The 22,910-nt window shown below is 62.3% G+C and carries 23 protein-coding genes and 1 tRNA gene; 19 read left to right on the top strand and 5 right to left on the bottom strand.

Annotation, left to right across the window (positions count from 1 at the left end):
- The first annotated feature begins 4 nt into the window (after positions 1-4).
- The 9 genes from dxr to gloA all read left to right on the top strand — a co-directional run bounded on the left by dxr (position 5) and on the right by gloA (position 9,209).
- On the top strand, positions 5-1,180 hold the full coding sequence (gene dxr, locus WJM96_RS17155) for a 1-deoxy-D-xylulose-5-phosphate reductoisomerase (protein WP_424813753.1): 1,176 nt from the start codon (positions 5-7) through the stop codon (positions 1,178-1,180).
- A 13-nt stretch (positions 1,181-1,193) separates the two neighbouring features.
- Positions 1,194-2,309, top strand: a complete 1,116-nt coding sequence (gene rseP, locus WJM96_RS17160) for an RIP metalloprotease RseP (RefSeq protein ID WP_424813754.1) — start codon at positions 1,194-1,196, stop codon at positions 2,307-2,309.
- 218 nt (positions 2,310-2,527) lie between these two features.
- The gene (bamA, locus tag WJM96_RS17165; protein WP_424813755.1) at positions 2,528-4,726 is read left to right on the top strand and encodes an outer membrane protein assembly factor BamA; all 2,199 of its coding nucleotides are present in this window, start codon (positions 2,528-2,530) and stop codon (positions 4,724-4,726) included.
- Between the two features lie 42 nt (positions 4,727-4,768).
- The gene (locus WJM96_RS17170) at positions 4,769-5,560 is read left to right on the top strand and encodes an OmpH family outer membrane protein (RefSeq protein WP_424813756.1); all 792 of its coding nucleotides are present in this window, start codon (positions 4,769-4,771) and stop codon (positions 5,558-5,560) included.
- A gap of 28 nt (positions 5,561-5,588) precedes the next feature.
- Positions 5,589-6,632: a UDP-3-O-(3-hydroxymyristoyl)glucosamine N-acyltransferase gene (lpxD, locus tag WJM96_RS17175; RefSeq protein ID WP_424813757.1), complete on the top strand. Its 1,044-nt coding sequence runs from the start codon at positions 5,589-5,591 to the stop codon at positions 6,630-6,632.
- Positions 6,633-6,637: 5 nt separating this feature from the next.
- A complete protein-coding gene (fabZ, locus tag WJM96_RS17180) occupies positions 6,638-7,108 on the top strand; it encodes a 3-hydroxyacyl-ACP dehydratase FabZ (protein WP_424813758.1) in 471 nt (156 codons plus the stop codon).
- A 5-nt stretch (positions 7,109-7,113) separates the two neighbouring features.
- Positions 7,114-7,959, top strand: coding sequence for an acyl-ACP--UDP-N-acetylglucosamine O-acyltransferase (lpxA, locus tag WJM96_RS17185; protein WP_424814037.1), 846 nt, complete (start codon positions 7,114-7,116; stop codon positions 7,957-7,959).
- Positions 7,956-8,783 carry an LpxI family protein gene (locus tag WJM96_RS17190; RefSeq protein ID WP_424813759.1) on the top strand — a complete coding sequence of 276 codons (828 nt, stop codon included), beginning with the start codon at positions 7,956-7,958 and terminating at the stop codon, positions 8,781-8,783. The genes lpxA and WJM96_RS17190 overlap by 4 nt, the downstream gene beginning before the upstream one ends.
- A 30-nt stretch (positions 8,784-8,813) precedes the next feature.
- Entirely contained in the window at positions 8,814-9,209 is a 396-nt protein-coding gene (gloA, locus tag WJM96_RS17195; protein WP_424813760.1) for a lactoylglutathione lyase, read from the top strand.
- Positions 9,210-9,211: 2 nt separating this feature from the next.
- On the opposite strand, the gene WJM96_RS17200 is transcribed toward gloA, so the two are convergent.
- On the bottom strand, positions 9,212-10,183 hold the full coding sequence (locus WJM96_RS17200) for a Bug family tripartite tricarboxylate transporter substrate binding protein (RefSeq protein WP_424813761.1): 972 nt from the start codon (positions 10,181-10,183) through the stop codon (positions 9,212-9,214).
- Between the two features lie 78 nt (positions 10,184-10,261).
- Between WJM96_RS17200 and WJM96_RS17205 the strand changes: the two genes are divergently transcribed.
- From WJM96_RS17205 to WJM96_RS17215, 3 genes are all read left to right on the top strand, one after another.
- Complete coding sequence (locus WJM96_RS17205) at positions 10,262-11,338, top strand: isocitrate/isopropylmalate dehydrogenase family protein (protein WP_424813762.1); 1,077 nt, start codon at positions 10,262-10,264, stop codon at positions 11,336-11,338.
- A gap of 281 nt (positions 11,339-11,619) precedes the next feature.
- Positions 11,620-11,943: an NADH dehydrogenase ubiquinone Fe-S protein 4 gene (locus WJM96_RS17210; protein WP_424813763.1), complete on the top strand. Its 324-nt coding sequence runs from the start codon at positions 11,620-11,622 to the stop codon at positions 11,941-11,943.
- 8 nt (positions 11,944-11,951) lie between these two features.
- Positions 11,952-12,028 (top strand) — tRNA-Arg (locus WJM96_RS17215).
- Between the two features lie 3 nt (positions 12,029-12,031).
- Here WJM96_RS17215 and WJM96_RS17220 read toward each other — a convergent pair.
- Positions 12,032-12,838: a DUF169 domain-containing protein gene (locus WJM96_RS17220; RefSeq protein ID WP_424813764.1), complete on the bottom strand. Its 807-nt coding sequence runs from the start codon at positions 12,836-12,838 to the stop codon at positions 12,032-12,034.
- A gap of 75 nt (positions 12,839-12,913) precedes the next feature.
- On the opposite strand from WJM96_RS17220, the gene WJM96_RS17225 reads away from it, so the two are divergent.
- Together WJM96_RS17225 and WJM96_RS17230 are read left to right on the top strand one after the other, a co-directional pair.
- Complete coding sequence (locus tag WJM96_RS17225) at positions 12,914-13,879, top strand: isocitrate lyase/PEP mutase family protein (RefSeq protein WP_424813765.1); 966 nt, start codon at positions 12,914-12,916, stop codon at positions 13,877-13,879.
- A gap of 35 nt (positions 13,880-13,914) precedes the next feature.
- Positions 13,915-14,781: an N-formylglutamate amidohydrolase gene (locus WJM96_RS17230; RefSeq protein ID WP_424813766.1), complete on the top strand. Its 867-nt coding sequence runs from the start codon at positions 13,915-13,917 to the stop codon at positions 14,779-14,781.
- Positions 14,782-14,791: 10 nt separating this feature from the next.
- Here the strand turns inward: WJM96_RS17230 and lexA are convergent, their stop codons facing one another.
- A complete protein-coding gene (gene lexA / locus WJM96_RS17235) occupies positions 14,792-15,487 on the bottom strand; it encodes a transcriptional repressor LexA (protein ID WP_424813767.1) in 696 nt (231 codons plus the stop codon).
- Positions 15,488-15,658: 171 nt separating this feature from the next.
- On the opposite strand from lexA, the gene WJM96_RS17240 reads away from it, so the two are divergent.
- Entirely contained in the window at positions 15,659-16,528 is an 870-nt protein-coding gene (locus WJM96_RS17240; RefSeq protein WP_424813768.1) for an SDR family oxidoreductase, read from the top strand.
- Here WJM96_RS17240 and WJM96_RS17245 read toward each other — a convergent pair.
- The gene (locus WJM96_RS17245) at positions 16,481-17,266 is read right to left on the bottom strand and encodes an alpha/beta hydrolase (RefSeq protein WP_424813769.1); all 786 of its coding nucleotides are present in this window, start codon (positions 17,264-17,266) and stop codon (positions 16,481-16,483) included. The genes WJM96_RS17240 and WJM96_RS17245 overlap by 48 nt on opposite strands.
- Before the next feature lie 23 nt (positions 17,267-17,289).
- Here WJM96_RS17245 and WJM96_RS17250 point away from each other — a divergent pair, with 23 nt between their 5' ends.
- Both WJM96_RS17250 and WJM96_RS17255 read left to right on the top strand, forming a co-directional pair.
- Positions 17,290-18,396, top strand: a complete 1,107-nt coding sequence (locus WJM96_RS17250) for a glycosyltransferase family 4 protein (protein ID WP_424813770.1) — start codon at positions 17,290-17,292, stop codon at positions 18,394-18,396.
- On the top strand, positions 18,393-19,307 hold the full coding sequence (locus WJM96_RS17255; RefSeq protein ID WP_424813771.1) for a glycosyltransferase family 9 protein: 915 nt from the start codon (positions 18,393-18,395) through the stop codon (positions 19,305-19,307). Before WJM96_RS17250 ends, WJM96_RS17255 begins: the two co-directional genes overlap by 4 nt.
- On the opposite strand, the gene WJM96_RS17260 is transcribed toward WJM96_RS17255, so the two are convergent.
- Positions 19,289-20,107 (bottom strand): NYN domain-containing protein, encoded by an 819-nt coding sequence (locus tag WJM96_RS17260; RefSeq protein ID WP_424813772.1) that lies wholly within the window; start codon positions 20,105-20,107, stop codon positions 19,289-19,291. The two genes, WJM96_RS17255 and WJM96_RS17260, sit on opposite strands and share 19 nt — an antisense overlap.
- A 113-nt stretch (positions 20,108-20,220) precedes the next feature.
- Between WJM96_RS17260 and thrS the strand changes: the two genes are divergently transcribed.
- Positions 20,221-22,167 carry a threonine--tRNA ligase gene (thrS, locus tag WJM96_RS17265; protein ID WP_424813773.1) on the top strand — a complete coding sequence of 649 codons (1,947 nt, stop codon included), beginning with the start codon at positions 20,221-20,223 and terminating at the stop codon, positions 22,165-22,167.
- A gap of 80 nt (positions 22,168-22,247) precedes the next feature.
- Positions 22,248-22,772, top strand: coding sequence for a translation initiation factor IF-3 (gene infC / locus WJM96_RS17270; RefSeq protein WP_424813774.1), 525 nt, complete (start codon positions 22,248-22,250; stop codon positions 22,770-22,772).
- Positions 22,773-22,910 lie beyond the last annotated feature (138 nt).

Genomic DNA, 22,910 nt, shown 5'->3' on the forward strand with positions numbered 1-22,910 from the left:
GTTGTTGAAATCTTCACCGCGCAGCGTCTCCGTACTGGGGAGCACCGGGTCGGTCGGGCGCAGTACCCTTGCGCTGTTGGCTGACGCTGCGCCTGGGGAGTTCCTCGTGGAGGCTCTTGTTGCCGGCAAGGACGCACTCACTCTTGCCGCACAAGCCCGGCGACATGGGGCGCGACTGGCCGTGGTTGCGGATGAGAGGGCTTTGCCCGAGCTGCGGGCAGCTCTAGTGGGAACCGGCATCGAGACGGCCGCTGGCGCGGAAGCGGTAGTTGAGGCGGCGGCTAGGCCGGCGGACTGGACCATGGCAGCTATTGTCGGCGCCGTGGGCCTTCGCAGCACGCTTGCCGCCCTGCAACGCGGCGGAACGCTCGCTTTGGCGAACAAGGAAAGTCTCGTTTGCGCCGGCGGAATCGTCATGGACATGGCGCGGGCGAATGGCGCGACTTTGCTTCCCGTCGATTCCGAACACAATGCCGTCTTTCAGGTTCTGGACGCGCGGGACCCCGCGGCTATCGAGAAGATCATCCTGACGGCCTCCGGGGGTCCCTTTCGCGAATGGTCCATCTCGCAGATGAGCGCGGCAACGCCGGAACAGGCTGTCCGCCATCCGGTTTGGTCGATGGGCGCGAAGATCAGCGTCGATAGCGCCACGATGTTCAACAAGGGGCTCGAATTGATCGAAGCAGCCAGGCTGTTTCCAGTCAGTTCCGAGCAGCTTGAGGTGCTTGTCCATCCGCAGTCCGCGGTGCACGGCCTCGTTCAATATGCGGACGGGTCGTTGCTCGCCCAACTCGGCACGCCAGATATGCGGACGCCCATTGCAAGTTGCCTCGCATGGCCGCGTCGCATGCCGGCGAACGTGGAGCGTTTGGATCTGACAAAGCTTGGGCGCCTAGATTTTTCACCACCGGACGAACATCGGTTCCCGGCGTTGAGATTGGCGCGTGAGGCGCTCAACTCCGAAGGGGGCGCGCCTTGTGTGCTCAACGCGGCGAACGAGGTGGCCGTCGGCCTCTTCTTAAGTCGCAGTCTCGGTTTCCTCGACATTGCCTCTGTGGTGGAGGAAACTCTGATTTCCATGGGAAGTCAGCCCGTGTCAGATCTTGCCTCTGTCCTCGACCTCGATTTAGTGGCCCGGCGTGAGGCTTCGCGTATAGCCGCGCGCCGCGCCGCCGCCTGACGGAGCTCTGCTCGTGCTCGATTTCCTCCCTGATGCGGTGCGGACCCTGCTGGCTTTCCTGGTCGTACTGGGTGTGCTGATTTTTTTCCACGAGCTCGGGCACTACCTCGCAGCCCGCTGGCGGCGCATCCATGTCGATGCTTTCAGCATTGGTTTCGGCCGGCCGATCGTCTCTTGGGAGGACCGCCGCGGCACTCGTTGGCGAGTCGCCTGGATACCGCTCGGCGGCTATGTGAAACTGCATGGCCAGGCGCCGTACGAGGAGACACCCGAATCTGAGCGTGTCGACGAGCGCGCTGGGTGGACATTCCATAATAAGAGCGTCCTCGACAGGGCGATCGTAGTTGCCGCCGGACCAGTTGCTAATTTTATTCTGGCCGCGGTTCTCTTCGCGGGACTCTACGCGACCGTCGGCGTTCCGCGGGGGTTGACCTCCATCTCAGTGGTTTCGGCTGGATCGCCTGCAGAGGTGGCCGGCATGCTGCCCGGCGACATCATCGTCTCGCTGGATGGACAACGGGTGAGCCGGTTCGATCAGGTTCAACGATACATTCAACCGCGGCCGGGAACAGAAGTAGCAGTCCGCGTCGAACGCGAGGGACGGGAGGTCGATCTGCGAGTCGTGCCGGCGGTCCGGCCTGGGACCGAGGCACAACCGGTTGGCGTTCTCGGCGTCCAGGGAGGACAGGCGAACTTCGAGCGATTGAATCCGGTTGCAGCCCTATGGGCAGGCACGGCCCAAACGGCCGAGGTTACCTGGGCGACGCTGGCGGGTATCGGCGAAATGCTGACAGGGACACGCAGCGCTCGCGAGCTCGGGGGGCCCATTCGAATCGCGGAAGTATCGGGAGAGGCCGCGACACTAGGAATTGTTCCGCTTGTGAACTTGATGGCACTTCTTTCTGTTAGCCTAGCGCTGCTAAACCTCTTCCCCATTCCCCTCTTGGATGGCGGACATCTGCTGTTTTACGCATTTGAAGCTGTGAGGGGGCGGCCACTTCCGCCTCGGGCCCTTGAGTTCGGCTTTCGTGCCGGATTCGCGTTGCTCGTCTGCCTATTTCTGTTTGCAACATGGAATGATATCGCCCATGGCGGTATTGGCCGATGGGTTGCAGGGCTGGTCGGTTGAAGGAGAGGCGGAAGCCGGGGTGGCGGCGCCGCGGCGGCGAGGCTATTGTCCGGCCGGCTCCGGCCCGACGCAAACAAATGGGTTCTTCCTTGGCAAATTCGCTACGCGCCCTTCTGCTGACCCTGGCTGGCCTCGCCACCCTCGCCCCTCAGTGGGCTGAGGCACAGCCGCGCCAGCGGACTCAGCCGTCCCGGGCTTCCGAGGGGCCCGGCGGCGTGGTGACAACGATCGATATTCGCGGGAACCAGCGGATCGAGGCGGACACCATCCGGAGCTACATGCTGCTGCAGCCCGGGGATGCCTATGATTCCGATCGCGCCGATCGGTCAATTCGCAGCTTGTTCGCTACCGGGTTGTTTCGCGACGTTCGCATCGCGCGCGACGGATCGCGACTCATCGTCGACATTGTCGAGAATCCCTTGGTCAACCGCGTTGCGTTCGAAGGCAACCGCCGCATCTCCGATGACGTGCTGCGGAACGAGGTTCAGCTTCGTTCGCGATCTGTCTACACGTCCCAGCTCGTACAAGCTGACCGGCAGCGCATTCTTGACCTTTACGCGCGCCGCGGGCGCTTTGCCGCCCGTGTGGAGCCGAAGCTGATCGAGCTCGATCAGAACCGCGTCGATATCGTCTTCGAGATCCAGGAGGGCGATGCCGCGCTTGTCGCGCGCATCAATTTCGTGGGCAATCGAGCGTACAGCGACTCCCGACTCCGCGAGGTGGTCTCGACGAAAGAGGAGGCATTCTATCGTATCCTCTCGTCCTCCGACACGTTCGACCCAGATCGCCTGAATTTCGACCGGGAGTTGCTCCGTCGGTACTATCTGCGCACCGGTTACCCGGATGTGCAGATTGGTGCCGCGACCGCAGAGCTGGCGCCCGATCGCAGTGGCTTCTTTCTGACTTATAATATCGACGAGGGCCCACGCTACACGTTCGGGACGATCGAGATTTCGTCCGCATTTCCAAGCCTGAACGTCAACGAGATCCGCCGTTATCTCGAGATATCCTCGGGCGATTGGTATGACGGTGATGCTGTCGAGCGAAGTGCGCAGGCCCTGGCCGACGCCGCAAACCTGCGCGGGTTTCCCTTCGTGGATGTTCAGCCGCGCATCGTTCGTGACACCGAAAACAAGCGCATCAACATCACTTTCGCCATCAACGAGGCGCCCCGAATCTACATCGAGCGCATCGACATCAACGGAAATACCCGCACGCAGGATCGGGTGATCCGGCGCGAGTTCCGTGTGGCGGAAGGAGACGCCTTTAACGCCGCACAGGTGCGGCGCTCGCGCGAGCGTATCCGGAATCTCGGCTACTTCAGCGATGTGCAGATCACGAATTCCCCCGGCTCGGCACCCGATCGCACGATTCTCACCACGCAAATTACGGAGCGCGCGACTGGTGAAGTGAGCGTCGGTGGCGGCTATTCCACGGATGCCGGCTTCCTGGCGGATTTTGGTCTTCGTGAGCGCAATCTCTCAGGTACCGGTATCGATGCCAGGTTGAACACCACCCTCGCCCAGCGTCGGAGCCAGGTCGACATCTCGTTCACGGATCCGTCGTTCCTGGATCGCAACCTCGCGGTCGGCGCTGATATTTTCTACGTTCAGCGCAATCTGCAGACGATCTCTCAATATAGTGAGCGCCGCGCTGGCTTCGCGTTGCGTGCCGGTTATGAGTTCAACGAGCGGCTGCGGCAGTCCTGGTCCTATAGCCTCGTTGACCGCGATGTTTACAACATCCAGGCTGGCGCCTCTCGCTACATTACGGAGCAGGCTGGTAGCACGCTGCTGAGCCAGATCAGCCAGACCCTGGCCTATGACACGCGAGACAACCTGATCGAGCCTCGGCGCGGTTATCTGCTTCGTCTCGGCACCGATCTTGCGGGTCTCGGGGGCGACGTGGCCTATGTGCGGGCCCGTCTCGATGGGGCGCTGTTCCTGCCGTTTGAGCGGGTCTTCGGCGACCCCGATTATGTGCTGACCTTTTTCGGCAGCGCGGGCATCCTTTCCTCGTTTGCGAACAAGCCAGACCGCATCGTGGACCGCTTCTTCCTTGGCGGCGAAAATCTTCGAGGCTTTGCCTTGGCGGGCGCTGGTCCGCGCGATCTGAACACCCGGGATGCGCTCGGTGGCCGCCTGATGTGGACCCAGACCACGGAAATGCGCTTTCCGTTGCCCGTCCCGTCTGAGATCGGTCTGATTGGCCGAGCTTTCGTCGATGTCGGCGCATTGTGGCAGACCGTGTCTGGCCCCGGCATCGGTGATACGTCAGCGCCGCGCGTGGGCGCCGGCGTGGGTATTTCCTGGAGAAGCCCGTTCGGTCTTATCAACATCGACGTGGCCCGCGCTGTCGTGAAGCAGAACTACGACGAGACGCAGGTTTTCCGCTTCGGCTTCGGTACGCGCTTCTGAGCGCAGGGACAGGTAGACGCCATGATATCGTTTCGACTTTCGATGGCCCTTTTGCTGGGCATCGCGCCCGGCTTGGCTTTCGCTCAGCAGCGGCAAGGCCAGGAATGGTTTGTCCCGGGTCAGGGGCAGGGGGGCGGTCAGCGGCCGCCCGCGCAAAGTCAGCAGCAGCGCCCGCCGCAGCAGGCCCCGGCTCCGCAGCAGCGGCCTGGTCAAGCACAGCGTCCGCCTGCCCTGCCTCCAGGGCAGCCGCCGCCGGCAGCAGTCATCGGCATCGTCGACGTGCCCGAGGTTCAGCGGGTGTCTGCCGCTTTCAATCAGGTCCGCGAGGAAATCGAGCGCAGGCGCACCCGCCTCAACGATGATTTGCAGCGCGAGCAGAACAGCTGGCGCGATGCCCAACAGGCCCTGGCGACGCAGCGGTCCCAGATGAATCCAGAGCAGATTCGGACGCGGGAGCGTGAACTGCAGGACCGGATCACGGATAGCCAGCGGATTTTCCGCAACCGAAGCCAGGCGATTGAACAGGCGGCGCAGCAGTCGCTCGTGCAGATCGAGGAGGCACTGGCTCTTGTTGTCCGGCAGGTGGCGAACAGCCGCAACGTCAACATCGTGCTTCCGCGCCCCCTCGTCATCATGAACGAGCCCGCCTTCGACCTGACGGAAGAAGTGTCGCAGCAATTCAATCGCACGTTGCGGCAGGTGAACATTCCGGCCGAGAGCGATGGATCCCAGCCACCGACGCCGCCAGCTGCGGCCGGTGCGCCGACGACGCCGCGCGGGGGCGCGCCTGCTCCGGCGGCGGCATCCCCCGCGCAGGCGCCGCGCCGTAACTGATCAGTAGTCTCGACGCGAAAGGCCCCGCATGTCGGCTGACACCCGATTCTTCGAGTATGCGGGGCCGCTAGCACTCTCCGAGATTCTCAGCATCACGGGCGGCTCAGCTGCTCGGGAGCTCGATCGGGAATTCGTCGGCGTGTCGTCGCTGGACGCCGCCACAAAAGATGAAGTGAGTTTCTGCGAGTCTCCGCGATACGCGAGCGCTCTCCGCGCGACCCGGGCGGGCGCGGTCATCGTATCCGACCGGATGCAGCCGCTGGTGCCTGAATCCGCGATAGCTGTGGTTGCACCGCTGGCGGCGCTGGCGTTTGCGCGCTTGGCACTCCGCTTTCATCCCGAGGAAGCGGCAACTAATTCGGTGCACCCGAGCGCGGTCGTCGCCGACGACGCGGTGATCGGGGCGGATTGCGAGATCGGGCCGTTTGCCGTGATATCGCCCGGGGTCGTTCTTGGAGAACGCTGCCGCATCGGGCCTTTTGCGATGGTGGGGCGCGGAGTCGTTCTGGGGGATGGCTGCGTCCTCCATGCGCATGCATCGATCTCTCACGCCATATGTGCTGCAGGTGTTATTCTTCATCCTGGGGCACGGGTGGGCCAAGCGGGGTTCGGGTTCGTTCCGACTCCGACGGGGAAGTTCGAAACCTCGCCCCAACTGGGCCTGGTAGAATTGGGTGAGGGCGTCGAGATTGGGGCGAATAGCTGCGTCGACCGCGGCGCCCTGGGCAATACCGTACTTGGTTCCGGGACGCGTCTCGATAACCTCGTCCAGATAGGGCATAATGTGCGGACGGGGCGCGGGTGCATTCTCGTTTCCCAGGTGGGTATTTCTGGGTCGACGATCCTGGGGGATTTTGTCACTGCTGGCGGTCAGGCGGGCTTTACCGGCCACATTTCCGTCGGTAGCAAGGCGCGGATTGCGGCCCAAGCCGGCGTGATATCAGACGTCCCTCCGGGAATGGAGGTTTTCGGAACGCCCGCGTTGCCCGCTCGCGAAGCCTTCAGGAGCTTGCAAGTGTTAAAAAAGCTGACGGCTGAGTCTCGGCTCGTCAAGAAGCGTGAGGCGGAGTGAAAGCCATGGATCAGGCATCACCACCCAAGGCTGTGATGGACACTTATGGGATCGCCCAGATCATGGGCGCCATTCCGCACCGGTATCCGTTCCTTTTGATCGACCGCGTCATCGACATGGTGCTCGATCACTCCGCGACCGGCGTGAAGAACGTCACGATCAACGAGAGTTTCTTTCAGGGCCATTTCCCGAGTGAGCCGGTCATGCCCGGTGTGCTCATCGTCGAGAGTATGGCTCAGACCGCCGCGGTATTGGTCGTTGCGACGCTGGGTGAAGGTGCGCAGGGCAAGCTGGTCTATTTTATGTCGGTCGAGGGCGCGAAGTTCCGCCGCCCCGTCGTGCCGGGAGACCAGATACACGTCCATGTGACCAAGCTGCAGAGACGTACGAACGTCTGGAAGTTCGCCGCTCAGGCGAAGGTTGATGGCCAGGTCGTAGCCGAGGCCACCTATGCAGCGATGATTCGGGACAGGTGAGTAACGTGGACCGAATTGCCGGAACTGCAACGATACACCCGTCCGCCGTCATTGAGCCCGGAGCCCAAATCGGATCGGGCTGCCGGATCGGACCATTCTGCGTAATCGGACCTTCGGTGGTGCTCGAAGAGGGGGTCGAACTCGTCTCGCATGTGGTGATCGAGGGCATAACGCGGATCGGGGCCGAAAGCCGGCTCTCGGCGTACGCGTCCATCGGCTTGCCTCCGCAGGATCTGAAGTACCAAGGCGAGCCGACCGGCGTGGAGGTCGGGCCGCGGACTTACTTGCGTGAGCACGTGACCGTTCATCGCGGCAGCGTCGGTGGTTCAGGCATGACCCGCGTGGGGGCGGATTGCCTCCTGATGGCGTGTAGCCATGTCGGCCACGATTGCCGGGTTGGCGACAGGGTCATTCTTGCCAACAATGTGATGCTGGGCGGGCATGTTCAGCTCGGGGATCAGTGCTTCCTGGGCGGTGGATCCGCCGTCCACCAAATGGTCCGTGTTGGCCGCCAGGCGATGGTGGGTGGGCTCGCGGGTGTCACGAACGACGTTCCGCCATTCGGCAATGTTTTTGGCCTTCCCGCTCGCTTGGTGGGCCTTAACGTTGTAGGACTTCGTCGCCGGGGCTTCTCGAGAGAGAATCTCCACGCGCTTCGCGCTGCCTACAGGCTGCTTTTCCGAGATCCGGGCACATTCGCGGAGCGGCTCACCCTCGCGGAGGAACGATTTGCCGGTGACGAACTGGTCACGGAGGTTCTCACCTTTATGCGGGCCAGCGACCGGAGGCGCGAGCTCATTCGTCCCGGCCGTATGAGTATGGAACCGAACGGCGAGGACGACGACGCGTGAAGCTCGGCTTGGTCGCCGGTGGTGGGCCCTTCCCGGGCCGGGTCGCCGAGGCCGCAGCCCGAGCCGGTCACAAGATTTTTGTTGTTTGCCTTAAAGGCTTCTGCGATCCGGCTGGCTTCGCGGCCTATCCTCACGCGGTGGAACGCATCGGAGCTGGAGGCGCGATCATTCATCTGCTGAGGTCTGAGAGCGTTACCCATGTAGCGCTCGCGGGCAAGGTGAAGCGGCCATCGATGTTGTCGCTGGTGCCGGACGCCTGGATGGCGAAGGCAATGGCCCGGGTTGGTGTCGCGATCTTCTCCGGCGATGACGCGCTATTCCGCGCTGTCGTTCAAGTCCTGGGTGACGAGGGGTTCGAAGTCGTATCTCCTCAATCTTTGCTGCAGGAGAGTTTCTCAGAGCCGGGGCTGCTGTCTGGTCCAGAGCCCGACACGACGGCGCGCAGCGATATCGCGCGAGGAATTCAGGTACTCCAGTCCCTAGCCGCGATGGATATCGGGCAGGCGGTCGTCGTCCAGCAAGGGATGGTACTGGGAATTGAGGCGGTGGAGGGGACCGATGCGCTGCTGGCACGTGCTGGCGAACTCCGCCGCGACGGACCCGGTGGTGTCCTGGTGAAACTCGCCAAGACTGGTCAGGAGATGAGGGTAGATGCGCCGGTCGTTGGCCCTATCACGGTAACGGAGGCGGCGCAGGCAGGATTGCGTGGGATAGCTGTCGAAGCCGGTCGAACCATTCTGACCGAACGTCAAGCCATGCTTGATGCCGCACACCAAGCCGGGCTCTTTCTTATTGCTGTGGACCCAGCGAAATTTGGGCCTTGATTTTTTACATCAGCACGGAGGAGGCGTTTAATGAGCGGTAGCTTTCGATATCTGCACACGATGCTGCGGGTCGGTAACATTGATCGCAGCGTAAATTTCTATTCGACTCATCTCGGTATGAAGGAGCTGCGTCGAAACGATGTGCCTGATGGCAAGTATACCCTTGTTTTCCTGGGATACGGCGATGAAAGCACGGAAACCGTTCTCGAGTTGACATATAATTACGGCGTTGACGCGTATGATATGGGCGGCGCCTTCGGCCATTTGGCGATCGGCGTTCCCGACATCTACGCCACTTGCGAAAAGATGCGCAGCGAAGGGGTGAAGATCACGCGTGAGCCCGGGCCGGTGAAGTTTGGTACGACGCTCATCGCTTTCATTGAAGATCCGGATGGCTACAAGATCGAGCTCATCCAGCGGAAGTAAGCCTACCCCTCCAGGCGGACGTTCGCCGCCTGGGCGACTTCCCGCCATTTTGCAATTTCGCTGCGGATAAAGCTGGCGAACTGCTCCGGCGTTCCGGGATCGGCGATGGCGCCCATCAACAGGATTCGGTCTTCCATCGCGCGGTCCCGAAGTATTTCCTGCACGTCAGCAGATACCCGCCGCACGATATCCACCGGGGTCGCGGCGGGCGCGACCAGGCCGGTCCAGCCAGCTGCCTCGTAGCCGGGCGAGAGCGTTTCCGCGATGGTCGGCACGTCAGGAAGCTGCGGCAGGCGCCGACCCTGAGCGACTGCGAGCGGCTTGATACGGCCCGCCTGGATTTGAGGCAGGGAACTCGCGACGCTGTCCATCATGAGCGGCACGGTCCCCGCGACGAGATCGGCCATAGCCGGCCCTGAGCCTCTATAGTGAACGATATTGAAGCGCAGGCCGGTCCGCATCTGCAGAAGCTCGATGGCGAGATGCTGACTTGTCGCAGGGCCGGCGGACGCGATGTTGATCTCGCCTGGCCTGGCGCGGACGGATGCCGCCAATCCTTGAATGGTCCGAGGGGGGAAGTCGGGATGCACCACGAGAAGGAGCGGCACCATTGCCACATTGCTGATCGCGGCAAAGTCCCGTTCGGCATCGTAAGGCAGGCGTGGCAGAACAGATGGATTGACGCCCAGCGTGCCTGAAGTGCCGGCGGTCAGTGTATAGCCATCGGGCGCGGCCCTCGCACCTGCTTCCAAGGCTGGCGCGCCTGCCCCACCGCCGCGATTCTCCACCACCACCCTTTGCGGCCACCGTTGAGATAACTGGTCAGCGACCAGTCGCGTGAAGATGTCCGCTGCCTGGCCGGGCGGGAAGGGCACGATGATGCGTACCGGTCGATCAGGCCATGCATGCTGGGCCGCTGCAGCCAGCGGCAGCAAAGCGGGCGAAGCGAGGATGCCCCGGCGCGTGATTGACATGCATTCCTCCCGGGGATGGCTTTGTGCCTTCCCTATCGCGCGATAGCTTGACGGAAGAAAATCAGGAAACGCAAGCCGATGAACAGTATCGACATAGCCGTGCTCCCCGGCGACGGCATCGGACCCGAGGTGACTGCCGCAGCACTCGAGGTGCTGCGGCGAGTCGATATGCGCCATAGCCTGGGTTTGAGTCTGACATCGCTCCGAGCCGGCGCCTTCGCCTATCGCGAGACCGGGACAGATCTCTCCGATGAAACCTTCGAGCGTTCTCGATCCGCAGACGCGATCCTGCTGGGTGCCATGGGCTGGCCCGGAATTCGACATGCCGATGGAACGGAGCTTGCGCCCCAGATCACTCTTCGCCAACGGCTTGATCTGTTCGGAGGCGTACGGCCAATTCGTGCCATTCCGGGTGTTCCGTCGCCGTTGGGAGATTCACGTGCGGCGACGATCGACTTTGTGATCTTGCGCGAGAGTACTGAGGGGCTGTTCTATTCCAAGGATCGCGGCGTGGTTACGCGCGACTTGGCCGAAGAGACGCTGCGGATGACGCGTCCGACATCGTTGCGTTTGGCCCGGATGTCTTTTGATCTTGCGCGCGAGCGTTCTGCCCGCCTGGCGCGGCCTGGGCGAGTCACGCTGGTGGACAAGGCGAACGTCTTTCGCGCGTTTGCCTGGCTGCGGGAAGTTTTCGGTGAGGTCGCCGGCGCCTACCCGGATGTAAAGCATGATGCGGCTTATGTGGACGCGATGGCCCTGGACCTCATTCGACGACCTTGGGACTTTGATATCCTGCCGACCGAAAACATGTTCGGCGATATCCTCTCGGACCTCGCGGCCGGCCTGATTGGCGGCATGGGTTTCGCCCCCTCTGCCGATCTCGGCGAAGAGCATGGCGTGTTCCAGCCGAGCCATGGTACCGCCCCGGACATCGCCGGACAGGGAAAGGCGAACCCCACCGCAACAATCCTATCGGCCGCGATGATGTTGGACTGGCTAGCGACGCGTGGCGCGGGCCAAAAGCTGTCAGACGCTGCGGAAGAAGTCCGCGGTGCTGTGGACAAGGCTTTCCGGGAAGGCCTGCGGACAGCAGATATCGGCGGTAGTGCGGGAACCCTGGAGGCGACAAAGGCGATCCTCAACGCGCTTCCGTGATGTCTGGCACCAATATGGTCTAGAAGAACGTCGATCCTGAGATCGAGTGGCACCATCAACAGCAGGTCGCGATGGGCTCCTTCAAATCTAGAGCGGTGTTGCCCTGGCCTGGGGACAACCAACCACCGCCGCAGCCCTTCTGGTGTGGCCGGTCCGGAGCGGCAGACCGAAGCATCGTTGACGGCGGGCAGCACGATCATCTGCGATATGCCTGTCTTGCCGAAGCCCTGGGTCACGTCCTAGTGAGAGCAGCGGGCGTAAGCCGTTTTGGAGTTTGCTGAATGAGTGCATTGAAATCCCAAGCCCGCATTCATCGCCCGCCTCGTTCGGCGATGCAGTCAGGTCGAGCTAATACGCACGAGTGGGTATTGGAATATTCGCCCTCCGAGAGGCTGCGGATCGATCCGCTGACCGGTTGGCCCGGGTCGGGCCAAACGCGCAACCAACTTCGGCTTCGGTTCCCGACGGCTGAAGCGGCCATAGCCTACGCCAAGGCTCGTGGGATTTCCTTTGACCTGGAGATTCCGCCAAGTTCCAAGCCCATTAAGCCCAAGGTCTATGCGGATAATTTCCGTACAAATCGAGGGGAGAACTGGACTCACTGACGGAGTTCGCGCCCTTAGCTCAGTTGGATAGAGCAGGAGCCTTCTAAGCTTCAGGCCGGTGGTTCGAATCCACCAGGGCGCGCCAGAGCTACGCCTTGCCGGCGTAGCTCTTCTCCATTCCAGCCGCCGGGTCGGCTTGCGGGCCATATGGCATAATGGGGTACCGCAGCCCGGCCTTCGAAAGGCCGCGCAGCCCCTCGACAGCCCGCAGGAAATCGGCGGGCGGGCAAGCCATTAGCATCTCGTCGTCCGCTACGCCGCCATATCGGCGCTCCGCGTAGCAGGGCAGCGAGAGACAAACCGTTCGGTCGCGTAGAGCCCGGCCCCAGCTATCCGCGCAGGCACTCTCTCCCGTAATGGAAAAGTCGTAGCGCCTGTAGTTGCGCCATTGCAAGCCGTTGATAAACAGGATCATCTGCGCCGGATTTCCATAGAAAAGGCAGACATCCGGAGGGTCGAGCCGCCCACTGCGTAAGGGCGAAACCACCAGACCGTGATACTCAGGTGTCACGCGAGGCATTTGGGCTTGGTGGGCTGCCGCGGCTTCCCGATTCTCGAACCATACGCCGTCCATCTTACGGCCAGAGAGATAGAGGTCGGAAGGTTCGTTCAAACCGATAACGCCGCCACAATTGCTGAACTCGGGAACATTTTCGTGGGTGATTGCCAAGGTAAACCCCGCAAGCCGTGACTGGGTAACCAGCTGGCAGGTCGAGAAGCGCTTGCCCTTAGGCGGATAGCGGAGCCCCGGTACGGCCGCCATGCTGGCAGCGTCGCGGAAAAGTTTCATGCCGAATGGAAGGGTTCGCAACCGTAATAGGTCGGACAGCGCGTTGGCCAGTTCTGCTAGCTCAGCTCCCGTAGGGCCTAGTGCCTCACTTGATCCGTCGGCCATGGTGTGTCCTCCTTGTGATTGAAGCTAGGCTCGCATGAAGCCCGAGAAGGCGGAAGCGTCGAAGGAGGATAAGGGATGCGGCTCGGTCAAGCAGAAGCCGGTCGCCCTGGCGAAAGATTGCGGGCTCTAATAGCGAAGCATCGCCCCCTGATTGTGCCTGGCTGCTACAATGCGCTTTCGGCCCGTATCCTCGAGAATGCTGGCTTTGAGGCCGTTTATATGTCGGGTTACGGTACTTCTCTCGGAATGCTGGGCCTCCCCGACGCAGGGCTAGCTACGCTCACGGAAATGGCCTCAAACGCGAAGGCGATTGCATCGGCAGTTCGGGTACCGGTCATCGCCGATGCCGACACCGGGCATGGCAACGCCATTAATACGATCCGCTGTGTCGAGGAGTTCATCCGCGCTGGGGTGGCCGGAATTCATTTGGAAGATCAGGTCGCCCCCAAACGCTGTGGGCATGTCGCTGGACGTGAGGTGATTGGGCGAGCCGAAGCGGTAGCGAAGGTTCATGCTGCTAGCGAGACGCGAAAAGCTTTGGATCCGAGCTTTGTTTTGATCGCTCGCACCGATGCCCGGGGTGCCCATGGAGGTTCGCTGGAGGAGGCCATCTGGCGCGCTAACGCATTTCTGAATGCAGGCGCTGATCTCGCCTTTGTCGAAGGGCCAGCCAGTGTCGAAGAAGTTCGACGGATCACCACGGAGGTCCAAGGGCCGATATTTTACAATATGACCGGCATTTCTCCTCGCCTTTCCGCCGAGCAGATGTCTGATCTTGGCATAAGACTGTGCATACTTCCCGGTGCATTGCTCCGTCAGTCGATCATGGCGATGGCTGATCTAGCTGCGGAACTCCGGTCGGAGGGACCGTTGGCTGAACTAAGAATGGATGAGCGCTTTCGCCGACACGCCCTCGGGAACCTGCATGATTTTGCGGGTTTCGGACAGATCCGTGCATTGGAGGCCCGGTACCTACCTGCCGAGACGCAGGCGAAATACGAGTCCGGCCTGGGCCACCTACCGAATGCAGCGGCGGAGTGACATTGGGCGCGGGCCATGGCCTACTCACATCGTTCATGGATGACCAAGCTACACACTCGATCCCTTATGATCTGATCCGCCCGCCGCGGCAGACCCTGCCGCTTGTCTTCGCTTCGCCGCACTCCGGCCGGGACTATCCGGGCGAATTCCTTGCGTCCACGCGCCTCGATTCAGTTTCGATCCGTCGGAGCGAGGACGCTTTCGTCGACGAGCTTTTCTCAGCAGCGCCGAGATTCGGCGCCCCACTCCTGGCTGCGCGGTTCCCGCGCGCTTGGTGCGATGCCAATCGCGAGCCCTGGGAACTCGACCCCGGGATGTTCGACACCCCGCTCCCCAGCTGGGTGAACAGCGCGAGCCCCCGCGTCGGGGCGGGCCTCGGAACCATTGCGCGCGTTGTCGCGACGGGTGAGGCCATCTATAGGCACCGGCTGTCCTTTTGGGAGGCGGAGCGCCGCGTTCGGTCCTGCTGGGAGCCGTATCATGCCGCGCTTTCGTCCCTGATAGCCGAAACGAAAGCAAACTTCGGGTTCTGCCTGCTCGTGGACTGCCATTCCATGCCGGCCCATCCCGCTCAAGCCCTGGATCCTCCTGATTTCGTGCTGGGTGACGTGCACGGGACGACCTGCGCGCCGCGCGTCACGCGATATTTTGAACTTGGCCTTCAGCGAGCCGGATATCGCGTGCGTCGGAACGACCCGTATGCGGGCGGGTACATCACTCGCCATTACGGCCGCCCCCGAGAGGGCGTGCATGTGATTCAAATGGAGATTGCTCGGCCGCTCTATATGGACGAGCAACGGATTCAAAAAAGCCACGGCTTTTCCAAGGTGCAGACGGATCTTACCGCTCTGCTTCGCGGTCTGGCTGAAGAGGACTGGATCGGCCTAACCGCAAGGTCGTAATACCGCCCCATCAATACGATCGAAGCAGGCCTACCAGTCGCCCCTGCACCTGGACGCGGTCCGGACCAAAAATGCGTATTTCATGGTTTCGGTTTGCGGGCTCGAGCGCGACGGAATTGCCCCGCCGACGCAGCCTCTTCAGGGTGACTTCGTTCGAGTCCACCAGGGCCACCACGATATCCCCATTCTCCGCCGCATCGCCGCGACGGATAACAACCGTGTCGCCATCCAGAATACCTGCCTCAATCATGGAATCGCCGGCCACTTCAAGGGCGTAGTGTTCGCCCCCAGCAAGCATATGCATGGGGACATCGACAGTTTGCCCTTGGTCGCGCAACGCCTCGATCGGACTGCCAGCGGCGATGCGGCCGAATAGGGGCAAACTGATCGAATTCGGCTTATCTGCTTTTGGCACGCGTCCAAAGCGGGCCTGAACGACATTCCGCGTAGCGGCTTCATCGGCCTCATGATCCTGACGCGGCGGTACGATGCTGCCCGGTAGCCTCACCACTTCCAAGGCACGGGCCCGGTGGGCGCGGCGGCGCAAAAATCCACGATCCTCGAGCGCAGTAATAAGGCGATGAATGCCGGATTTCGACTTCAAGTCGAGCGCCGCCTTCATTTCGTCGAAGGATGGTGAAAATCCTGTTTGTTCAAGGTGTTGATTTATGAACATAAGCAATTCATGCTGTTTGCGCGTGAGCATCGCCGTCAACCTTCTCCCAAATCCGGGAGGTTCGATTCCCCACAGATGGAGCGAACAAACCGGAAACGTCAGATTTGTTCTAGGAAGGTTCTCCGGAATCGGTCAACCCAATTCCGCGGACGTGCTCGGCTTGGCGTCGGTGGATCGGACGTGAGAAATGCAGGGGATCCGATGCGGGAGAACGTAACCCTATTGATCGCTGGCCTTGGCTTTTCGGGCTTCGCAATCGCCCGCCTTGCGGCCATGAGGGGCATCGAAGTTATTGGATCTTCGCGGAACTACGATAAGCGGAAAGTTCCTCCGAATGTTGAGTGGGCGAGTTTTGACGATCCCGCTCCCTACGCGCGCGCGACGCACCTTCTGGCCTCCGTGCCACCCGGTGAGGATGGCGACCCTGTGCTAAGCGTTCATGGTGCTTCGATCCGCTCCGGAAACCTGCGATGGATCGGGTATCTCTCGACCACGGGCGTTTATGGTGATCGCGCGGGGAAATGGGTGGATGAAGCGACGGAAACCCGACCCGGTCAGGAGCGAAGCCGGCGACGAGTTCTGGCCGAGCAACAGTGGAATGCGATAGCTGACCGGCGGCCACTCGACGTCTTCCGGACAGCCGGTATCTATGGTCCAGGAAGAAGTGCGTTTGATGAATTGCGCGCCGGCAGGGCACGCTCCATTCGTCGGCCTCATCATGCCTTCGGGCGAATTCACCGCGATGACATCGCCCGGGCGGTGTTGTCAGCCATGGCCCGCCTCGGGGCTCGGCGGCGGATCCTCCATCTGGTGGACGATGAGCCGGCCGAGCCACGCGATGTGACGCTTGAGGCGGCGAGGCTGCTCGGTATGGAGCCACCACCCGACATTCCCTTCGAGCAGGCTTGGCAAGGCATGAGTGAGATGGGGCGCAGCTTCTGGAGCGAAAATCGCCGCGTCAGCAACCGCATGACGAAGGCTGAGCTCTGCCTCGAATGGGCCTATCCCAGTTTTAGGGAGGGGCTACGTGCCATCCTCGCCGAGGAGCGCACCCAGGGTCCGGCCGAGTAGTGCCAGGTTCTCGGGCGTTGAGAGGCGATGATCCCCATCCTTCACGAGGGTGACTTCTACATCACGCCCTTCGAGCCGATCCGCGATACGGAGGCTGTACTCCCAAGGGACGTCAGGATCCGCTTGACCATGAAGGAGCCTTACCGGAGCGTGAATCGCGATGGGTGCCCCGAGCAGCAGGTGCGATCTCCCATCTTCGATCAGCGCACGAGTAATGGGATAGGGAGGGCCATAGGCGCTTGGACGCAGCCATTGACCCCTTTCCATGATCTCCTCACGGATGGCGGGCGGAAAACTTGCCCACATTAGTTCCTCGGTAAAATCGGGTGCGGGTGCGAGGCCGATGAGCCCCGCAACTCTTTCCGGATGCCGCAGCGCCAGCAGCAGCGAGATCCAACCTCCCATGGACGAGCCGACCAGAATTTGCGGCCCTTGGGTGAGCTGTGTCAGCGCGAGCTCGGCGTCGGCCAGCCACGAACCTATGGTGCCGTCCTCGAAACGTCCGCCCGAGGCTCCGTGGCCGCTATAGTCGAACCGCAGATAGGCGCGCCCCCGCTTGCTGCACCATTCAGCGAGGAAGCTGGCCTTGCTTCCGGTCATGTCGCTATTAAAGCCGCCGAGAAAGACGACACCTATCCCCGTTCCATCAATCTGGCGATAAGCGAGCGGCCTCTCGCCCAGGGTGTTCTGACGCTCCTGCATGACGCCGGCATGGCATGGCAGGTTGCCCTCGTCCATGGGCGGGGATAGCAACGCGTCCGATGCCACCGCCACCTGCCATTCTTCAGGTTCTCCCCGAGCTGGATTCCGGCGGGGTCGAGCGCGGGACCTTGGAGATCGCCGAAGCGATACGGGACGCGGGCTTTCGATCGATTGTGGCGTCCGCTGGCGGGCGGCTCGTTCCCGAATTGGAGGCGCTGAACTGCCGTCATATCGCCCTGCCGCTTCGATCCAAGTCGCCCTGGCGGATCTGGCGCAATGCCCGGAGGCTGCGTCGGATCATCGAGGATGAGGGGGTTCGGATCGTTCATGCGCGGTCGCGGGCGCCGGCGTGGTCGGCCTGGTTCGCGGCCCGGCGTGCCGGCGTGCGATTTGTCACGACCTATCACGGAACCTATGGCGAGGGCTGGCCCGGCAAGCGGCTCTATAATTCCGTGATGGCCCGGGGCGATCGCGTGATCGCGATCAGCCAGCACATCGCCGCCCATATCCGCCGGATCTATGGCGAGCGGGCCATCCGCGTGATCCTTCGGGGCGTCGATCCGCGGCGCTTCGATCCGGCCCTGGTGTCGTTGGAGCGTGTGACCGCTCTGAGAAGTGGCTGGGCGATCGGGCAGCAGCCCGTTGTCCTCCTTCCCGCACGGATGACCAGGTGGAAGGGGCATGCCGTACTTCTTAAGGCGCTGCCGAGGTTGCCTGGCGTCACTGCCGTGCTGGCCGGCGACTTGAAGGGCCGTGAGGCCTATGCCGCCGAGTTGCAGGCTTTGGCCGTGCACCTAGGTGTTGCCGACCGGGTGGTTTTCGCCGGCCACGTCGTCGACGTGCCGGCGGCGATGCTGGCGGCCGATGTGGTGATTCACACCAGCATCGAGCCCGAGGCTTTCGGACGAACGGTCATCGAGGCGCAGGCCATGGCCCGCCCGGTGATCGCGGCGAATCTCGGCGGTCCGCGCGAGACGGTGCAGGAGGGCATCACCGGCTGGCTTGTGCCCCCGGACCATCCCGACGAACTCGCTGCGGCTATTTCGGAGGTTCTGGCTCTTTCACCGGAGCGACGCCGCGAGATCGGAGAGGCCGCGCGGCGGCAGGTTCCGACGATGCAGGCCATGCAGGCCGCCACGGTGGCCGTCTATCGGGAATTGCTATGACTAGGGCGCCCGAGCGGATCCTGGTTATCAAGTTGGCTGCACTCGGTGATTTTGTGCAGGCATTTCGGCCATTTGCGGCAATACGGGCGCATCACCCTGCAGCCGAAATCACTCTGCTGACAACGCCGCCCTTTGCTGGCTTGGCAAAGGCGAGCCCCTGGTTCGACCACGTCTGGTCGGACGGCAGACCTTCATGGCTGGATCCGCGGGGTCTTTGGGGATTGGCAAGGCGGTTGCGGCACGCGGCGTTCGCGCGCGTCTACGATCTGCAGACGTCGCGACGTTCTTCCCGTTACCGGTTCTTTGTGGGGGCCGGAGCCGAGTGGTCCGGCATCGCGCGGGGGGCCTCTCATCCCGATGCCGATCCGTTACGCGATCAGTTGCACACGGTCGAACGGCAGGAAGGCCAACTGCGGGCGGCCGGAATCACTTCCTTTCCCGAGCCTGACCTCGCCTGGCTCGATGCCGATCTCCAGAGCCTGAATTTGCCGGCAGAATTCGCGCTAATCCTGCCGGGGGCATCGCCGTTGCGACCAGGCAAGCGGTGGCCGGCTGAGCGCTTCGGTGAATTGGCCGCGCGGATTCCCCTCCCTGCTGTTATCTGCGGGGTATCTTCCGAGAAGACGCTCGCGGAGCAGATTCAGGCCCGGTCCCCCCGCGCGATCGATCTGACCGGGCGGACAAGCCTGCTTCAGCTTGGGGCCATTGCCCGCAGGGCGCGTTGGGCGATCGGCAACGACAGCGGGCCAACACATCTGGCCGCTGCGGCAGGATGTCCGACGCTCGCAATCTTCGGCGGGGAGAGCGATCCAAAGCTTTGTGCCCCGCGTGGAGCCCATGCCCGTTTCTTACGGCATATTCCGATTGGAGAACTCTCCGTCGATGAGGTCCTTCAGGCACTCGGGGATTGATCGGCCCACTCAGGCCGCAGCACATGGCCACCGCCCGGACCGTCACGGCGAATGAAGCCGCCCGCCGCGGTCAGTAGCCCGTCGAGTGAGCCGTATCCGGCGAAGTCGCTACCGCGCAATGTCTGCCCTGTGCGGTTCCGTACCACCTGGCCGAGATGTGGGACATGCACCGGGTCTTGGGCTTCGGACATGATGTCTCGCACCACGCCTAGCACGTCTGCTCGACCCTCGGCCCCAAAGGAAGCGCCAGGCTGCGGCGCTGGCACCCAGCCTAGCCAGCTGGCCAGGGTATCCAGCCCAATCACTTCGTCCGATGCCGCGCGGACAATGCGGCCGACCTCCGGATGGGCTACCAGCCGCGTGCGACGATCGGCGGCACGGAGCCGGAGCAGGAGCGGCACGAAATCGGAATCCGTCGAAAGCAGAGTAAATTCATCGAGGCCCGGGCTCGAAAGCATGGCCTCCATGGCATCCAGGGCGATCCGGAGGTCCGCAGCATTCTTCAAGCGGGTCAGCCGCGGACAGTCGATCACCTCGAAGCCGGCAGCCATAAAAGCCCAACGGAACTCCGCGTAGCGAAAGCGTGATCCCTCTTCATCATCGAGGACGCCTGCCGGATTGAGGTAGCAACGACGGATAAGGGCGCGCCTCGGACGGTCCTGCAAGAGCCGGTCCAGCCATGCCTCCGGCTGTTGCGCGAAGCGAAGCGCAACATCAGGGCCCGCGCCCTCGCGCAGGCCGGACACCACGTTGTCGAAGTCAAGGAAGATCGCGGAGCGTAGCTCGGGCAGGGGGGCCATGCCGGATTGTGCCGTGAGCCATGTCCGCGTGCAATGCGGCGCCCCTTGACCGCTGGGGGCGGCCTCCTCATGGTCCGCCGTTCACTGCAACGTCACGCCATTTAGAGAGCCTTATGCCCGCTATTACCCTTCCCGACGGATCCATCCGCCAGTTCGACGGCGCGGTGACCGGCACGGACGTGGCCGCGTCGATCGGGCCGGGGCTCGCGAAGGCCGCTCTGGCCATGAGCGTTGACGGTAGGCTGATGGATCTTTCGGAGTCCATCGGCTCCGATGCCGCGTTGCGTTTCGTGACCCGGAAGGACCCCGAGGCGCTGGAGCTCATCCGCCATGATGCCGCGCATGTGCTGGCCGAAGCCGTCCAGGAGTTGTTTCCCGGGACGCAGGTCACTATCGGTCCGTCAATCGAGAACGGCTTCTACTACGACTTTCATCGCAACGAGCCCTTCACGCCGGAGGACTTCGGCGCCATCGAGGCCAAGATGCGCGAGATCATCGGTCGCGCCGCCGCGTTCAAGCGCAGCGTGGTCAGCCGTGAAGAGGCCATCGATCTTTTCACGAAGAAGGGGGAGCGATTCAAAGTTGAGCTGATCCGGGATTTGCCGGCAAGCGAGACGATCAGCCTTTATTCTCAGGGTGACTGGGTCGATCTCTGCCGTGGCCCTCACATGCGCAGCACGGCCGATATCGGAACTGCGTTCAAGCTAACGAAGGTCGCGGGCGCGTACTGGCGCGGTAAGCCGGAGAATCCCGTGTTGTCGCGGATCTACGGCACGGCCTGGCGCGATCAGAAGGAGCTGGATGCATATCTCCATATGGTGGAGGAGGCCGAGAAGCGCGACCATCGCCGTATCGGCAAGGAAATGGAGCTCTTCCACATCCAGGAAGAGGCCACCGGCAGCATCTTCTGGCATCCCAAGGGCTGGAAGCTCTATCGAACAGTCGAAGACTATATGCGCCGCCGGTTGGACAATGCCGACTACCAAGAGGTGAAGACGCCGCAACTGGTGGATCGCCGCCTTTGGGAGGCGTCGGGTCACTGGGAGAAGTTCCGGCACGCCATGTTCCTGGCGAAGGTCGAGGACAAGGATGAGGCGGACCGAGTCTATGCCCTGAAGCCCATGAACTGCCCCTGCCATGTGCAGATCTTCAACCAGGGCATTCGCAGCTATCGCGAGCTTCCGCTGCGCATGGCCGAGTTCGGCGCCTGTCATCGCTTCGAGCCATCCGGGGCGCTGCACGGGATCATGCGGGTGCGGGCGTTCACTCAGGACGATGCACATATTTTTTGCGAGGAGCACCAGATCGCCGACGAGACCGTGCGCTTCGTTGCGCTGCTCTCGAGCATCTATCGCGACCTGGGGTTTTCGGATTTTCGCGTCAAATTCAGCGATCGGCCGGAGGTGCGTGCCGGCGACGACGCCACCTGGGACAGGGCAGAGGGCGCCCTCAAGGAGGCGTGCCGTATCGCGGGTGTCGTATATGAGCTCAACCCCGGCGAGGGGGCATTCTACGGCCCCAAGCTCGAATTCGTATTGCGCGACGCGATCGGCCGTGACTGGCAATGCGGCACGCTCCAGGTGGACTTCGTGCTCCCGGAGCGGTTGGACGCCCTGTACGTGGCGGAGGATGGGACGCGAAAGCGGCCCGTCATGCTGCACCGGGCGATCCTGGGCAGCTTCGAGCGGTTCCTGGGCATCCTCATCGAGCAGTATGCGGGTCGCTTCCCGCTCTGGCTGGCGCCAGTTCAGGTTGTTGTGGCGACCATCGTCGATGATGCCATCCCTCAGGCACAGGCAACCGCGGAGGCGCTGAGGAAGGCGGGGCTCCGGGTGGCGGTCGACCTCCGGAACGAGAAGATCAATCGGAAGGTCGTGGATCATATCGACGCGAGGGTGCCGATATTAGCTGTGCTGGGGCGCCGTGAGGCAGAACTTGGCCAGGTTATGTTGCGCCGGCTGCCCGGCCGGGAGCAGGAACTCCTGCCGCTGGAGGAGGCGATCGCCCTTCTTGCGCGAGAGGCCACTCCACCCGATCTCAAGGATGCGGTTGCAGCTTGACTCGGCCCGTTCCATAAACGCATGACCACACCAATATTTCGCCGGAACTGAGATAGGAGACGACAATAGCACGAGGTCCAATGCCCCCTTCGCCCCCGTCGCGTGAGGGGCCGCGCGTGAACGAGGAGATTCGCGTTCCGCAGGTGAGGCTTATTGACGAGTCCGGCGAAATGCTCGGCGTCCTGAGTATCCGTGACGCGCTGTACAAGGCGTATCAGGCTGGCCTCGATCTGCTCGAGATCAGCCCGAATGCGGTTCCGCCTGTTTGCAAAATCACCGACTATGGCAAATTCAAGTACGAGCAGCAGAAGAAGGCTAATGAGGCTCGGAAGAAGCAGAAAGTCGTTGAGATTAAGGAAATCAAAGTTCGTCCCAATATTGATGACCACGATTATGAAGTGAAGATGAAGCAGGCTAAGAGCTTCATTGGTGAGGGTGACAAGGTGAAGGTCACTTTGCGTTTCCGTGGCCGCGAAATGGCCCATCAGGAACTCGGCGTTAAATTGCTGGAGCGGATTCGGAACGAGCTCACAGAGCTTGTGAAGGTCGAGCAGATGCCGCGGCTCGAGAACCGGCAGATGATCATGGTGCTGGCGCCGAAATAACGGCGCCCCGCCCGCTCTTCTGCGAGAATCCGGGGCCAGCTCGCCGCCTGCGTGTTGACTTTCCCGGGCTTCGCGCTTAAGCGCGCGTTTCTGCCGGCTTATCCGGTATGGGTCCCGCATTGGGCGGGATCCCCGTCG

It is taken from the genome of Roseococcus sp. YIM B11640, from assembly GCF_049727625.1.
Classification (GTDB): Bacteria; Pseudomonadota; Alphaproteobacteria; order Acetobacterales; family Acetobacteraceae; genus Roseococcus.

Excerpts from the sequence above, each read along its gene's own strand:
- WJM96_RS17170 (WP_424813756.1), top strand. The coding sequence starts at position 4,769 with ATGGCCCTTTTGCTGGGCATCGCGCCCGGCTTGGCTTTCGCTCAGCAG.
- lpxD (WP_424813757.1), top strand. The coding sequence starts at position 5,589 with ATGTCGGCTGACACCCGATTCTTCGAGTATGCGGGGCCGCTAGCACTC.
- fabZ (WP_424813758.1), top strand. The coding sequence starts at position 6,638 with ATGGATCAGGCATCACCACCCAAGGCTGTGATGGACACTTATGGGATC.
- gloA (WP_424813760.1), top strand. The coding sequence starts at position 8,814 with ATGAGCGGTAGCTTTCGATATCTGCACACGATGCTGCGGGTCGGTAAC.
- WJM96_RS17200 (WP_424813761.1), bottom strand. The coding sequence starts at position 10,183 with ATGTCAATCACGCGCCGGGGCATCCTCGCTTCGCCCGCTTTGCTGCCG.
- WJM96_RS17205 (WP_424813762.1), top strand. The coding sequence starts at position 10,262 with ATGAACAGTATCGACATAGCCGTGCTCCCCGGCGACGGCATCGGACCC.
- WJM96_RS17210 (WP_424813763.1), top strand. The coding sequence starts at position 11,620 with ATGAGTGCATTGAAATCCCAAGCCCGCATTCATCGCCCGCCTCGTTCG.
- WJM96_RS17220 (WP_424813764.1), bottom strand. The coding sequence starts at position 12,838 with ATGGCCGACGGATCAAGTGAGGCACTAGGCCCTACGGGAGCTGAGCTA.
- WJM96_RS17225 (WP_424813765.1), top strand. The coding sequence starts at position 12,914 with ATGCGGCTCGGTCAAGCAGAAGCCGGTCGCCCTGGCGAAAGATTGCGG.
- WJM96_RS17230 (WP_424813766.1), top strand. The coding sequence starts at position 13,915 with ATGGATGACCAAGCTACACACTCGATCCCTTATGATCTGATCCGCCCG.
- lexA (WP_424813767.1), bottom strand. The coding sequence starts at position 15,487 with ATGCTCACGCGCAAACAGCATGAATTGCTTATGTTCATAAATCAACAC.
- WJM96_RS17240 (WP_424813768.1), top strand. The coding sequence starts at position 15,659 with ATGCGGGAGAACGTAACCCTATTGATCGCTGGCCTTGGCTTTTCGGGC.
- WJM96_RS17245 (WP_424813769.1), bottom strand. The coding sequence starts at position 17,266 with ATGGACGAGGGCAACCTGCCATGCCATGCCGGCGTCATGCAGGAGCGT.
- WJM96_RS17250 (WP_424813770.1), top strand. The coding sequence starts at position 17,290 with ATGCCACCGCCACCTGCCATTCTTCAGGTTCTCCCCGAGCTGGATTCC.
- WJM96_RS17255 (WP_424813771.1), top strand. The coding sequence starts at position 18,393 with ATGACTAGGGCGCCCGAGCGGATCCTGGTTATCAAGTTGGCTGCACTC.
- WJM96_RS17260 (WP_424813772.1), bottom strand. The coding sequence starts at position 20,107 with ATGGCCCCCCTGCCCGAGCTACGCTCCGCGATCTTCCTTGACTTCGAC.
- thrS (WP_424813773.1), top strand. The coding sequence starts at position 20,221 with ATGCCCGCTATTACCCTTCCCGACGGATCCATCCGCCAGTTCGACGGC.
- infC (WP_424813774.1), top strand. The coding sequence starts at position 22,248 with ATGCCCCCTTCGCCCCCGTCGCGTGAGGGGCCGCGCGTGAACGAGGAG.